Consider the following 15397-nt stretch of genomic DNA (forward strand, 5'->3'; position numbering starts at 1 on the left):
TTTTGAAGTGATGAATATTAGGTTCTAAATTGATTCAAAATCATAATTTATATGTGACCAAATAGAAGTTATTTGGCGTGCATAAGTATCAATGAAATTACATAGTTTACCTTGTATTTTTTGAATTAAAAACAGTACAAACAATCAAACATATATTTGATGCGATGTTTGATTCTATGCTATTTTTTTTGGTGCACTACTGATTATTGATTATTAATTTTAATTTTTAACCCCTCTTTAAAACTTGTTTTTAAGAATAGTAAAATATGAATAATTTTTTACTTTTGAGTAGTGATCGCTGCTAGTTTATATTGGTAATTTTTCTTGTTCGTAATATTTACTAAATATAATTGAGAATCATATGCTACCATCTTCGGAAGCATTAATGGTAAAAATGGTTCTAAATTTTCCGCGCATAAATAATTTCTAATTTTCATCTTCCTTTGGAGCGATATCCAAACCCAATTGTTCTTTTAAGGCTTCTGGTAGATTTTTGGCAGTTTCTAAACGACATACACCTTCCCAGTTTGTGTTTTCATTCCAATGAATTTCTCCAAATAACTAATCTCCGAGATATTAGCAGCTGAGGTATTGCCCAACTATAGTATGCTCCCCAATATTATTTTTGAAAAACTTCCAGAACTTTTTCAGTTTGGTTGTCATTGCTAATCCTAAAGCGGGTTTTAGTTCGAGTCTAGCTAATTGCTTACTTACTATAGAGATAATGTTTGATTTTGACTACACCGGTAAGAGATGAGAAATTTGGTAACGGATAAAAGAGTTAAAACGGATGGATATTGGTTTTTTCCCACAGCAACCCTATCCGTTGCTAATGTTTTTTTTCTCAACATCCATTACTAAATACCGGTAACCTAACATCCGCTAACAATTTTTCATCAGTTTCTCAATATCTACCTATCTACCGTTTAATATCCATCATTCAATATTCGTTGCTAACCTTTCACCCATTGCTGACATATCCACAAAACTGTTCCCTGTTCCCTGTTTCATTCTCATGGAAAAAATATATGATCCTGATACAGGGAGTGGATTCATGTTTATAAGTTTAAGATTAACAAGTTTAAAATTGATAAATTTAAGATTCATTCTGTAAAACACCCCCGCTAAATTGTATTTAAACCAAGGTGTATTTGGGGCGATCGAGATTTGGGTAGGGAAAACCTGTATGACTTGGGAGCAACTATGAAAAGCGATACAGCAGTAGAACAGTTAAGCCGCTACAAAGATTATGGAGAGTCGATACTACAAAGCTTAGAGTTATTGTCGCAAAACCCACCACCAGAAGAAGTTTGGTTCCCTAACAGTTTTCAGGAAACAGTCGGGCGATTACGTTCCTACGCTCAAAAAACGGTTGAACTTGCTTCTTCCCCGGTGAAAATCGGCATTATGGGGGAATTTAGTAGCGGTAAAACTTTACTAATTGGTAGTTTAATTGGTTATGCTGATGCACTTCCTGTAAGTGAAACTCCAACTACAGGTAATGTCACTGCTATTCATCTGGTTGCTCAACCCAATTTGCAAACCACCAAAGTTGGTAAATTTACGGTAGAGTATCTTTCCCACATGGGGGTGAATGAATGTTTGAGATTTATGCTCAAGGAAACAGAACAACGAGCAAAAGCCTCAAATGTAAGTGTTTCTCAACTTGATATTCTCCAAAATTTGCAGCCGACCGATACGGTAGATACCGAGGGAATTTTACGATGGTGTGAGGAAGTTTGGCAGGAAACTCAAAGTTTAGAATTGCGATCGCTACTGCGGGAATTAGTTTTATTTATCAGGACATACACTGCTTACGGGAGTCAAATTTGTGGCAGAAGTTATCAAATAGATTATGAAACGGCGAGGAAAGGACTAAAGTTAGTTGAACCGCCGATGAACATTTTAGAACTTGAATTTAAAGACCTTCCTAAAGTGCAAGAAGATTGGGAAAATTATACAACTCCATCAAGTAAAGATTTAAATAACAGTTTTTCTTTGATTCGACGAATTGATGTCACGGTACAGGTATCTCAGGAAATTTGGGATTTATCTTCGTTACAGGGCGCAAATGAATTTGTATTGTTAGACTTTCCTGGTTTAGGTGCTGCTGACTCTGGAGTCAGGGATGCTTTTTTATCTTTGCGGGAGTTAGCAGAGGTGCAAACTATTTTGCTACTGCTGAATGGAAGATATCCCGGAGGTGGAACGGCAGCGAAAATTCGCAGTATGCTTGAAAAGGATAAGGGACAAGACCTTAAGGATAGAATTATCGTTGGTGTGGGTAGGTTCAATCAATTACCCGTAACCTCCAGTGATGAACGGTTAATTAATGAGCTATTAGAGGAACTATTACTTTCGGAAGAAACAGTATTAGAAGAACTAAAAATTCTCCAACTGATTATTGCAAGTGCAAGTAATTTAACAACAGAGAAAAAGAATATTGTTCTACTTTCCCAAATTTATGGATTGAAAGAACTAGCAGAAATTTCCCGATTGATACAAGTTGGTTCACCAGAATTTCTCCCCGACTTAGACGTACTCAACAAACCCCAAGAGTTAGAGTGGCGACAAAAATGGCAACAATTAAGCGAAATGCTTCCACCTACAAGCATTTTGAAAAAACAGTTGAGTGATTATGTAGAAGATGGTGGGATCGGAAGATTACGTTCCCTACTCAAAGAGCATGTCGCTTTACATGGAATGAAGCAACTTGTAGCAGATACCCAACGTTCCGCTCAAATTATCCGTCAAGAACAAGATAACTTAGCCAATATTCTCGAAGAGATCCCTGCATATATCCCGGTAGTAGAAAATCCAGCTTTTTTGGAACTCCGAGAAGCCATTGAAAACTTGGTTAGTACCTACAGGGAATTCCAAGACGATCTAGACAAACAACCAATTTTGAAAAATCGTTACGGAGTAACAGTAAGCGATGTTGTTAAAGACGAATTAACCCACAAAATCTTCTTTGATTGGAGTGAATGGACTTTATTATTGGACAGCACCAAAAACGGTACCATTTCCCTCACATCCACTGAAAGCTTCTTTGGTGATGAAGAAGTAGAAGATTTTCTTCCCACTCGGAGCGATGATTTTTATCCTGCTTTCGTTCAGAGCTTGGAAGAAATGCAGATATTCGCCCACGAATATACAACTGAAGCAGTCAAAGACCTATTTCATAAATTAGCGATCGAGGTCGAACAAGACAAAAATAATATTTTCGAAATTGTTATACCGGAAATGGAGCAACACATTCAACAAAACTTTGGTAAAAATCAAGTACGCTTATTCCGTAACCTGATGCGAGCAATAGATCCGGTGAGAAAATGGCAAAACCTTGTAATTCAACATAGCGGACTTGGTGGTAATTCAAATGGAAAAAATAGATCCATAGACGCCGAAAACTTATTTCCTCTAGCCCGTCAAGATAATAAACACATCCAAGGTCAAATCTTTGATTGGAGTCCCGATAAAAAATATCCCGTACCCCCCAGACCTTTTAACCATCAAATAGCTGTCTTAAGATTGCGTAATGAAATTACAGCTAGCGCCGGATTGCATTTAACTCAATATGTCAGCGAGCTAACAAAAGAAGTTAAATCTACATTTTATAGAGCATTAAAAGAAATTTTAGATAGTTTGCAACAACTGCTCAAATCAAGGAACGAACCATTATTAAGATATATAGCTTCAGCAGAACAACGTACAGCAGCACCCACACCACCTTGGTTAGAAACATTGTCGCAAATACCGAGGATTTCGTTTCCAGAAGAAGGAGTCAGGAGACAGGAGACAGGAGACAGAAGATAGGACAGACCGCGCTTACAGCGTTAACGTAAGTGGGGCGTAAGTAAGCACAGCAGGAGAAGGAAGATAAGAAAGGAGTTTTAGGAATGGGTTACAAATGAATTATTAAGACCGAAAAGTTCTCCAAAGTGAGAGATATAAAAAAGCGAGATATAAATATGAAACAAGCTGCAAAAAGTAACGAAAAGTAAACAATCCTAGAATTCAGGATTCAAGAGTCAGAATTTAGAAATAAAAATAGCGGACTCAATATCCGGTTTTAGTTAGCCATGTCATTGAGTCAAATTATTCATATCTAAACCATTCTCACTACAAATCCCCTTTCTCATATCTCCTAACTCCTGTCTCCTGACTCCTGCTGTGCTTACGCCCCACTTACGTTAACGCCGTAGGCGCGGTCTGTCCTGTCTCCTGACTCCTGACTCCTGACTCCTGTCTCCTGTCTCCTGTCTCCTGTCTCCTGTCTCCTGTCTCCTACCTCCTAACTCCTGTCTCCTGTCTCCTAACTCCTGTCTCCTTCATCAAGCAAAAAAATGCCCATCAAAGTAGAACTTTTAAATCGTTATCAATTACGTGCAAAGGAAGATAACCCAAACTTATTAGTGTTACCTGTAATAGAGATTATTCCCACAGAGGGATTTTATTTTCCTTTTATTTCTCAAATTAATATTTCTGTGACTGGTTTTCCCTCAGATCTAGCAGCGCTTATCCAGTTTGCTTATGGTAATGCTAATTTTAGTTCTGTTCAACTTTTACAACTGTCTAGTCCCAAACGGTTAAAGCAAACTGAATGTCGTTGGGGTCATGTTTTACCATCGGGAGTAGATTGCACTTTAGAGGTGTCAATCGAATATTTTAATTCGGACAGAACGGGTTATCCAATTATGTCTGCACCTAAACACTGTACTGCTGAGTGCAATATTTGGACTAATGGAGAATCTGCGACTCCAACAAGTATTAAGCAACCATTGCTTCAGCCTGCTCAATCTCTCCCGGAGGAAAATAATAAGTTGGAAATTACTTATCCTGGTTGGTTCGCTATTGATTTTGGTACTTCTAATTCTACGGTTACTCTTTACGATCCCAAAACCATCGTAACTCCAGATGGTTTACCTTATGAACAAGAGGTCAAGTTAAGAGAACGTTTGATTGACTGGTTAAATCGTCGTCCAGTGGATGATGTTCGGGGTGTGGGATCGGATACTTGGAATTTGGAATGGCAAAAATTTTTGAGGGAACTTACCAAACAGTTTCCTGATATTGACCCTAATAATGAACATGTTGGTACTCAGTTATTGAGTGCTGCAAATAGCACAACTTTATTGGAAGCAATTCGCCAAATTGAAATTGCTTTGGGTAAGCGTTTGGCTTGGTTTCGCCGTTCCGCTAGTAAATGTTTAAACCAGATATACCATGATGTTTTTCGGGTTCCGGCTTTGGAATGGCAAAGTCTAATTCCTGTAGAGTTAGATAAGGATCGACGTTTGAGTGAAATTCCCAGCGAGTTGGAGGTAGTTGATCTCAAACCTGTTTTACCAAATGATGACTTGCTCCAAGTAAAAGTACGTTTGGGTAAACAAGCGAAGGATAATCGAGAATTTACCATTCGGGAAGGGGAAGAAATTGATGGTAGATTTTTACATTCTCCTAAACGTTATTTTGGTCAAGAGCGGAGTTTTAAAGTTTCTCTGAATGGTCAAGAGGATTCGGTTGCAGTAAACAAAATGCTCCAAGCTGCTTATGCTGAGTTGATCGAGTTAACTGAAGATTATCGCCAGCGTTATCCAGGTAAGTGTTCTTCTGGTAAATTTTACCGGGCTGTAGTTACTTATCCCACCATTGCTTCTCCTTTCGTACGTCGAGAAATTGAACAGTTAGTAAAGCAATTGGGTATAGCAGATGTCCAAATGGCTTACGATGAAGCTGTTTCGGCGGCAATATTTTTCCTGTGGCGAGAATTTGGTGGTGATTTAAATGTCGGTATCGAATCATTTAAAACTAGGTGTCGCAGCGATGGTAATAAATGGTGGCAAAATGTTCTGGTGTTAGATATTGGTGGTGGAACTACAGATTTAGCTTTAATTCGCTTAACCCTGGAAGAAATAGATCCTTTTGAACCCGGTGAAGATAGGGGTGATGGGGGAAGATATTATAAATTGACTCCTAAGCTGTTAGGTTCTTCCGGTCATTTACAATTGGGTGGGGAATTAATCACTTTAAAATTATTTTTACTCTTAAAAGCTGCGATCGCAGATGCTTTACTAAGTGCTGTATCAGAGGAAAGGTTAGCGAAAGATGTCCTCAAAGTTCAGCCGGAAGAGTTGAGCGATCGCTTTTTAAATAATGGAAAATTTCAACCAGGAAGTTTATTAGCTTGCATAGATCGGGAAGTACCGGAAAGTGAAGCTTACAAAGAAGCTTTAACTGCTGCGGAAAGGGTAATACCTACTCGTTGGAAACAGTCATCTCTACGCGCGCAAACTTTTTATACTCTGTGGGAATATGCAGAAGCTGCGAAACTAACATTGGGTCAAAAGAAGGAGAGTCGGGATTCTGTGAATGTATTTGTGCTTGACGGACAAAAAATTGCTGAATTGTTAGCACAAAACGAAGTTCAATTACCGGGTAAATTAATTGATCGACTTAACGTTACTATCACCCAACAACAATTTGCAGCCTCGGTATTACCAGTAATTCAAGAAGCTGTAGGTATCGCTCAAGGATTAATCGAAAATGCTTTAGGTAGTCAAGCAATAACCCATAGAGCTAATTATTTAACCACTGATAATTTATCAGAGCGGCAAGAAAACCATAAAGAACAGGTAGACTGGTTAATTTTATCTGGAAAAACCTGTAATTTAGAACTAGTCGAAAAGGAACTTTACCGCGTTTTCAGTAAATCAGATTATTTTGTTTGGAACCACGAACGAGTTACCTTTGAACCTGAATACACTAAATTAGCAACTTCTGCTGGTGCTTGCTTTGCGGAAAAACTTCGTCAATTGAGTTTTTCTCCCCAACAATCAAAAGATTTACTGCGTAAAGGTGCAAACCAACTTTATATAGATGTCAAAAACCTATTTTATTTTCTTCCTTGTTCCTTCAAGCGGGAAGTAATTGGGGGTAATTCCGATCCCATATTTCAAGCAGGAGAAGAACTCTATCAACTCCAAGCAAATGATTCGATTGCCAAACTTCGGTCTAATTGGCAAGGGATGCAATTAACTAATAATATCAAACGCCAAGACTTTGAAAACGTTAAACCGCAACTTTGGGGTTATTATAATGGCGATGCCCTGATGAAAAAATTAGGGATGTCCGAAGAGGAATTCAAAAACTACATTAAAGTCCAATTTGAAATCAACCAAAAACTAGAAATCGATCTACTATTATGTCGCGGTAATCCCCATTACTTAATTTCTCTCGATGCTCCGAGGCTTGATGTTGCTAAAGTTACTGGCAAATCAGTAATTATTGGCGATGACAGCAAAGTGGTGTGTGATATAGCCGTTAACGTCGCCGAATCAGCTAGCGCCTTAAAAACTGACGCCCATACAGTCTTATTTGCAGCTAGCAAAGATTATACCTCAGAACTGCGAGTTTTCCGATATGAAGAGGGTTCTATGGAACCTCAAAGTATTGGTTTAATAGCAGAGTTACCACCCTTCCCAGCCAGCGGAAAACATACATTTTACTTCCAATTTCGTAATCCCCAGTCTAATAAATGGGAACTAATTGGCGAACTACCAGAACCAGAAATTACTACGGAATATCCCTGTCGTTATTATGTTTCCCTTAACTATCAAGGAATCCTGCGCATCCATGCTTTTGAAGTCCCTTATTGGACATCTACAGACATTAAATCTCTCAAAGAAGAAGGATGTGTATTTAGAGACACTTTAGAACTCCAGCCAAATGACATCGAAAGCACCCGCGACCCTTTTTCGGGAGAACACTAGTTGAAGTAAAAAGTAATGAGTAATAAGTAATGAGTAATGAGTAACAAGTAATAAGGAATGTGGATTAAATAAAGTACAAAAGTAGGGTGCTGTTAGCATCGCGTAACGCACCATTCTAAATTTCAAAATTACAGGTTATTAAATTCTCATTGCTAAGTAATAAATTAACAATCGCCAATCTCTAATCTTCATTCGTATGCGGCTAGTGGAAGCGTGCTGTCAGTATTGCGTGCGCTCCATTCATCCATCAGGATGGGTTATAACGCCAATCGTCAATCCCCAATAAAACAATGAAACATCTTAGTAAGTTATTAGCAACCAGTAACTCAGATTTAGCTTGGGTGCTGCGTTTGGGTTTACACGGACTGCGGACTCAGTTACTCACAGCTCTGGAGACATCTGCAAATGACCCTGGAAGGGAAAGTTGCGAGGAATTACTCAAGGAAATAGATTTACTCTTGAAGAGTAATATACCACCCAGTCAGATATCACCTACCCTTTCCATGGAAAATGATTCTCCTTGGGAAGATATCTTGGAACCCATAGCAGCAGCACAAGCAGAAAAATCTTCACAAATAAATACTGAAATCCAAGTTAAACCAAAAAAAATAAAACCAGAAATAAGTCAACAAGAAATTATTGAACTTAAAAAACTTAAACTAGAAAAAATTGCCCATTCTTTAATTAGCGATCGCGATATCTCAAATTATATTGGTGAATATAAAATATGCAGTAAGAATGATGCTCAATTATGGGATGAAATCCAATACTTATTGTTGCGGGTTCCAGAAAAAATCGCTAATATTAGGCAAAAAAAAATCTTAAAATTAGCAGGGGAAATCGGCACAATTGAAAATAAACAGAATTTAAAACAATTACCATTTATCCGCACAGAATATCTTTATCCCGGTTTAACGGGTAGCGTTAACGCCCAAGGATTGTTATTGTCAGACCAAATCGATTTTGACCCCCGTCTCAAACTGGTTAACTCTGACGCCGAAAATGTTTTTTTAGGTAAATTAGTATCTACTTATCTCAAATTTATCGATACAGACCCGTGTTTACACCATGCACTCAAAAGTGTAGATCGATTTGGCGTTAGGTCTTTACAGAGCGAATCAGAAAAATTCAAATATGTAGCAGCACTTGTAGAGCGATTTCAAAGAGTCCAACTTAGTAGCGAGAACCGCGATCCAATAACTGCATTATGCGCAAAACTGGATTTAGATGAAGCCATTCACTCTTTAGTTTACTTACCACCAGTGGAACGCTATTCCTGGTGGGGAAAACTTCAACAAGAAGCCCGACGTACCCTCGATATAGCTGTAGCAAAAGCTAGAGAAGCAGGTAATCAAGTTCAAATTCGCCCATTATGGGGAACCTACGCGGATATCTACACCTATTCCAAAGACGATCTGCGTTTGGAAACTGGTGGTATTCCAGGAGAAGTATCAGCTTGTTTGCGGGTTTACGCCAAAATTAACGATGAAATACTTCCTGGAAGGGTACTGTTCCGCGCATCTTGAATGGATATTTTGGAATGTGAACAAGTATTTACCCAGAGATATTTATCCAAACTTCAAATAATTTGCTGATATTATTGACAGTTTATTTAGTAGCTCTGAATTTGAATTTAAATAATTTTTTAAGGTTAAGGTTGCATCTACGCAAGTTTAATATCTACACAAATTTAATATTTTGATTCCCAGTCTGAAAACAGACTACATATTTCAGCCCCAATGAGCCGTAAAATACTACCAATGAGCCGTAAAATACTTTGAATTGAAATAACTGTTATTTAAAAAACAAGGGAATCATGAAACGCAGAGAAATATTGGGGAAAGGTGCGATTGCAGCTACTACTGCTACAACTATAGCTGCTTGCAGTCCTAGAAATGGTGCGGGTGCAGGTGTAAGCGTGCAAGCAGGACAGCGCGTACGTTGGCGGATGGTAACAAGTTGGCCTCGTTCTGTAGGTATTTTTGATGGGGCTAAAGTTCTTACTGATCGCGTCAAAGAAATGACTAATGGGCGTTTTTATATCCAAATTTTTGCAGCGGGTCAGTTAGTTCCACCATTACAAATCTTGGATTCGGTACAAAAAGGAACAGTACAATGCGGTCACACCGCAAGTTATTTTTATATTGGTAAAAGTCCGGCTCTGGCTTTTGCTACTTCCGTACCCTTTGGTTTAAACGTTCAACAGCAGAATTCTTGGCTCTATCATGGTGGTGGGCTAAAAACCATGCAAAAAATTTATGCCGACAAATTTAATATTATTAACTTTCCTGCGGGTAATTCCGGAGCACAAATGGGCGGATGGTTTAAAAAAGAAATTAAGTCTGCAACTGACTTAAAAGGTTTGACCATGCGAATTCCAGGTTTGGGTGGACAGGTAATGAATCGTTTAGGAGTGAATGCTCAAGTGTTACCTGGAGGCGAAATCTTCTTGGCTTTAGAGAGAGGTGCAATTGATGCTGCTGAATGGGTTGGTCCCTACGATGACGAAAAACTCGGCTTGCAAAAAGCTGCTCCCTTTTACTATTATCCTGGTTGGTGGGAACCAGGCCCAACATTAGAAGTATTAGTTAACCTTAAGGAGTGGGAGAAATTACCTAAAGAATACCAGGAAGTATTTAAAACGGCAGCTTATGAGGCTAACATGAGTATGCTAGCTCAATACGATGCCCGTAATGGTGAAGCTTTAAGTAGATTAGTTGCTGGTGGAACGAAGTTAATTGCTTATAGTCAAGATATTTTACAAGCTGCTCAAAAAGCTTCCTTTGAATTATTGGATGAAAACGCCGATAAGGATCCCACTTTCAAAGGAGTATACGAAAAATGGAAAACTTTCCGAGAAAAAATTTATAAATGGAACAGCATTAATGAACTTAGATTTGCTAATTTTGTAACTTCTAATAAATAATCCTTAATTTTCACTGACTGAGTTATCGCTAGTCATTTGTCAAAAATTTATATGACAAGTGACCAGCGGTGTTCCCAAACAATTTTTACCGCATTCAAAAATAAATCCTCACAGGATAAGATTTATAGTCTTTTACCACAACAATGAACCAAGGGATAATTAACAGAATCAAAACTAATCTGGTAATTTAATTTTTGGTTCTGTTCATTTGTAGTATTCACGATATCCTCTAGATGCTTGTATACTGGGCGAATTACTTGCTTGTCTACAACTGAAACCAACGCCATTACGGAAAGTATTTTTGATGTCTGCGATTGTTTCTCATTTCTTTATTTGCATTTCTTTAAGATTTAGTGACACCAATGTTCGATAGAATTCTTTTGATACTGAAATGCTACTGGTAATAAGATTTCAATAAAATCTTGACCTGTGGGCATCTATAAAGTATTTAACACTAACCCTTATAACTGTACCTTGGTAACCTATTTCTGAAAAATCTAATAATTGGAGATCTGTAGGGGTATGACATTTAATTCCAAATAGAGAGGGATTGTATGAGTGAAATTAACTTTCATAACCAAGTCGATCTAGAAGAAGAAACTGAAAAATTAGGTAAACGAGCGATGGAATTGGGATTAATTCCTAGCTTTGCTATTCGTTATTATCCTGATGTTTGGCAGTTTTGCATCCCAGCAGAGAAAGCAAGTGATTGCTTTACACCAGAGGAAGCATATTTGCATCTGAAAAAATTAGTCAAAGAGTCCCAAGTATAGGATTAATGGGAATTGGGGTTGGCGTCTGGAATGAAATGCAATCGTTATCACCCATTCACAATTTTCGATTACCAATTACCCATTTGGAGCAAAAAAACAATATTAGAATACTAGTTGCAATAATTTGATATACATTCAACACAACCAACAACTATCTTATTTGATAGGGCTATTTTTATGATGAAATTATTCCTATAAAAATATAGTTAATATATGTACAAATAATGGCAAGCATAAGAAAAACTTAGTGTTAGCTCTCCAGTTGAGATATTAATTCCTATTGGTTATTCAAAATTAGTCAACAGATAGACATAAACATTTACCTACTATTTTTTATTCGTGATTACATGTATCTTTTAAACTGAGCAAAGTTTACAAATTTTTAACTTTATATGATTGCTGCAACATTCACACCAGAGCAGGTTCTCGAACAGCTTAATTGGCGTTATGCGACAAAAAAGTTTGACCCCAGCAAAAAAATACCCGAAGCTGTGTGGAAAGTCCTAGAGCAAAGCTTGGTCTTAGCTCCTTCATCTTTTGGATTACAACCATGGAAATTTATCGTGGTACGCAATCCCCAAATCCGCGAGCAACTGTTAGAGCATTCTTGGGGACAAAAACAAGTTGTCGAAGCTTCCCACTTGGTGGTATTTGCAATCAAGAAAGACCTCAACGAATCAGATGTTGACCGTTATGTCCAACGGATGTCAGAAGTTCAACAAGTTCCAGTAGAAAACCTCCAGAAGTTCGCCAATGTGGTTAAAGGGTTTATGAAACAACCCCCCTATCCCCTCGATATCAATGATTGGTCAACTCGACAAACTTATATTGCTTTGGGTCAATATATGACCTGCGCAGCAATGTTAGGAATTGATACTTGTCCCATGGAGGGCTTTGTACCTGATAAATACGATGAAGTTTTGGGACTCCCCGCACAAGGCTATAAGGCTGTAGTTGTCTGTCCCGCAGGGTATCGAGCCGCTGATGACAAATATGCAACTAATCCAAAAGTTCGCTATCCTACCGAGTATGTAGTTGATTATATCGACTAAATTAATTATTAAAAACTGAATTGGGGATTGAATTGAGAATTGGCTCCTATGCGCTGTTCTTCAATTATCCCCAACATCTGTTTATTAGATTATCTTCGGGTACTTACTCTAAACTTAATTTCCACGTCTAATAAAAATTGGAAATACCACTGTATCTTTTATTTTTAGTATCCCAGTCAACGAATAAGACTGAATTTTCTTTAAATTGACTTGAATTGAGTATGGATCGAACTAAATAAATTGCATAAGAATATTTAGGATAAATCGATATAAGATTAAATCAATATTTCTTATTACAAATACCATTAGTAAAATCAATAACTTAGTGGTTCCAAGATATACTTGGGAATATAAAGACGCATGTTTTAAAAATCACTTCCACTCACCAGATTATTAATTATTTTTCTGTCAACCTACATCTTCATATACTCACAATCTCTAATTTCTATGATTTTTGGCATGAGCCATATACTGTAAAATTTATATTAATGTTTGATAAAGTAAGTTTTTATTCGCAGATATTTTCTTCAAAGAATTAAGAAGCTTTAATTTTATCGTGATGTTTTGTTTAACTGCATTTATGCTGCAACATATACCCAGGTAAAATCAAGGCGCAGATAAAAATATAGCACTATGATACCCAACAATTTAAATTTCGTTTACTTTCTACTGGCTTGTTCGACAAGTTTAGTACTTGCGATCGTCGCACTTCGACTTTTATTTGCAACCGTTTATGCAAAGGGTAATAAAAACGATCAAATACTTCTAGAATTAATGAAAAAGGAGGGTATTTCTAATTGGAAAGTCTTCCGGGCTCAATCCGGCTTGAGTAATGCAGGACTATGGTTATTGAGGGATGGAGAAGTTGATGAACTCAAATGGGGTGAATTAAATCAAGTTGCAAAAGTTGTTGGTTTACCTTTACCAATATTTCTAGAAAAATTAGGTTTAATTGGGGAAAATAAACAGTTAGAAGAGTGTCGCGCAGAGCGCTCAAAATTAGAAAATCAACTCAAACAATTAGTAGCAGAGAAAGAGACTTTACCTGTAGAAGACTTCACAAATATGGTAGAAGTTGATTAGTTTAAGATAGTGCCATCACTTTAATTGGGTAAATAAATTTTTCCGATACGTTTGCCACTGTTGTGGTGTGGGGTTAAAACCATAGAGTGGCGCGTAGCGGAAGTAGATTGCGTACCCTGAGAGGCGCTCCGCGAACGCGTCGCGCTTGCGAAAATAGTCAAAACCGAAGCGTCAATGGCGTACAAAGCCCTTTGTAGAGGATTGCTCTGGAATATAAGCAAACACAATATTGGTGAAGGAGCTTGATTTATTGTTGACGGATCGCGTTTAGGAAGATTTAGCTGAATCGCATTCCAAGTACGGGTACACCATTTTTGATGCGGGAAAATCTTAGCCCCGTCTATTTATAGCGCGGAGTGGCTCAAAATTATAGAAAATTGAAAATTACTACTACCTCATTAGACAACTCAATACCTGTACTCAGTAAGTGCTAAGACATCAGTATTATCACTTTCTAAATCTGTATTACTAACAGCAATATCAGAATACACTCGTGCCTTCAGCGGATGGTATATCATCTCATACCACGCATGACCTACGCGAGCATCAAATCCCTCTGCTCGATCGCGCATGAATAGGTGCAGACATTTTGCAGAATTTCCTGGTAATAACTGCCAAGAGAACCAATTTTCCTTTTCTTCATATGGATGTGTTACTGAATCGATATGCACATCAGTAGCAAAGCCATAAGCGGGATAAGGGGACATCATAGAACCAACAGCAAACCAATCCATCCGGGGAAATACTTGCTCGATATCCTCAGTGTTTCCCATATCCATATGGGCAAAATAGCGAGCAGCAAAATCAACATTCACAATGATTGATGAATCTACAATGCTGTCTTTTATATCTTTAGGCTTACCCTTGACAAACAACTCTTCAATTAAATAATCTGCTCCAGCATACAAACTAATCACTCGATATAATTCACATACTAAGTGACGATTGGCACCGGTAACCGGATCTGCACCAATGTAATCAAAGGGTTCTGATGCTATCGTGACACTGGCTCGGACACTTCCACTAGATTGAGATATGAGTCTGTAGGAATGATTAAATAAAGAAACGCGGTAGTGAGGTGATTTTGGATAGGAAGATCCGGGCAGCAAAACTTCTGATATTTGCATGCAACGCTTTTCTGGATCTTGTCCCAACCACTCACCTTTCGCAGCAAGAAATGGATCGAGAATTTCCTCGCGATCCAGCTGCACGCTACTAGCAGAGCCAGAAAACCAGTTACATTCATTATCTTCAGGAGAAGGTATCAAGTTCAACCAAACAATTAAGCGGCTATTAACGAGCCTTACTCCGCGTACTTGTCCTGAATCTCCGTACACTACATCCACATACGCTTCACCCACTTTTTGTGGTATTGCTTTACCCCGAGCTAGTCGAATAAAACCAGAAGCAAGCCGTTCTGATTCTGAGCCAGGATATATAGGTTTAGCTAAGGAGAAAACTAAGAGATCACGGCTGGGATCCTCTGGGTCAAGTCTATCGACCTGAGCATTTATCGGCTTGTGTGAGAGGTCATGTAGATCGCTTAGTACCAGTTCTTCTGATGGTATTTGAAATTTCTTATAAATTGGTTCCCAAGGTAATGTGAAATAACCTGTTCGTGAATAGTTGGAGGGATTGAAGATAGCTAATAAGTTAATGGGTGACATTATTCGTACTCTAAAAGACTCTTCCGAAAATTTGCAACACGCTGTGAGTCTGGTTTTGGACAGCGTTAACTGTGAGCCAGAACTAACGTAATAATCAGGCTTGGAGACAGTTAGTGATAGCAACTAT

The 15397-nt window shown here is 38.0% G+C and carries 9 protein-coding genes; 7 read left to right on the plus strand and 2 right to left on the minus strand.

Annotated elements, in window-relative coordinates:
* Positions 1 to 278: 278 nt before the first annotated feature.
* On the minus strand, positions 279 to 437 hold the full coding sequence (locus QNJ50_RS12165) for a hypothetical protein (RefSeq protein ID WP_300635616.1): 159 nt from the start codon (positions 435 to 437) through the stop codon (positions 279 to 281).
* Positions 438 to 1203: 766 nt separating this feature from the next.
* On the opposite strand from QNJ50_RS12165, the gene QNJ50_RS12170 reads away from it, so the two are divergent.
* The 7 genes from QNJ50_RS12170 to QNJ50_RS12200 all read left to right on the plus strand — a co-directional run bounded on the left by QNJ50_RS12170 (position 1204) and on the right by QNJ50_RS12200 (position 13603).
* Entirely contained in the window at positions 1204 to 3813 is a 2610-nt protein-coding gene (locus tag QNJ50_RS12170; RefSeq protein WP_300635618.1) for a dynamin family protein, read from the plus strand.
* Between the two features lie 530 nt (positions 3814 to 4343).
* Positions 4344 to 7769, plus strand: a complete 3426-nt coding sequence (locus QNJ50_RS12175; protein WP_300635620.1) for a molecular chaperone — start codon at positions 4344 to 4346, stop codon at positions 7767 to 7769.
* A 290-nt stretch (positions 7770 to 8059) separates the two neighbouring features.
* On the plus strand, positions 8060 to 9295 hold the full coding sequence (locus tag QNJ50_RS12180; protein ID WP_300635622.1) for a hypothetical protein: 1236 nt from the start codon (positions 8060 to 8062) through the stop codon (positions 9293 to 9295).
* A gap of 290 nt (positions 9296 to 9585) precedes the next feature.
* Positions 9586 to 10695: a TRAP transporter substrate-binding protein gene (locus QNJ50_RS12185; protein ID WP_300635624.1), complete on the plus strand. Its 1110-nt coding sequence runs from the start codon at positions 9586 to 9588 to the stop codon at positions 10693 to 10695.
* A 554-nt stretch (positions 10696 to 11249) separates the two neighbouring features.
* Positions 11250 to 11468: a hypothetical protein gene (locus QNJ50_RS12190; protein ID WP_300635626.1), complete on the plus strand. Its 219-nt coding sequence runs from the start codon at positions 11250 to 11252 to the stop codon at positions 11466 to 11468.
* 392 nt (positions 11469 to 11860) lie between these two features.
* Positions 11861 to 12520, plus strand: a complete 660-nt coding sequence (locus QNJ50_RS12195; protein ID WP_300635628.1) for an NAD(P)H-dependent oxidoreductase — start codon at positions 11861 to 11863, stop codon at positions 12518 to 12520.
* Between the two features lie 633 nt (positions 12521 to 13153).
* Positions 13154 to 13603, plus strand: a complete 450-nt coding sequence (locus tag QNJ50_RS12200) for a hypothetical protein (protein ID WP_300635630.1) — start codon at positions 13154 to 13156, stop codon at positions 13601 to 13603.
* A gap of 407 nt (positions 13604 to 14010) precedes the next feature.
* Here QNJ50_RS12200 and QNJ50_RS12205 read toward each other — a convergent pair whose 3' ends face one another.
* A complete protein-coding gene (locus QNJ50_RS12205) occupies positions 14011 to 15270 on the minus strand; it encodes a hypothetical protein (protein ID WP_300635632.1) in 1260 nt (419 codons plus the stop codon).
* Positions 15271 to 15397 lie beyond the last annotated feature (127 nt).

Origin of the sequence: Mastigocoleus sp. MO_188.B34, assembly GCF_030065675.1 — a bacterium.
Lineage (GTDB): Bacteria > Cyanobacteriota > Cyanobacteriia > Cyanobacteriales > Nostocaceae > Mastigocoleus.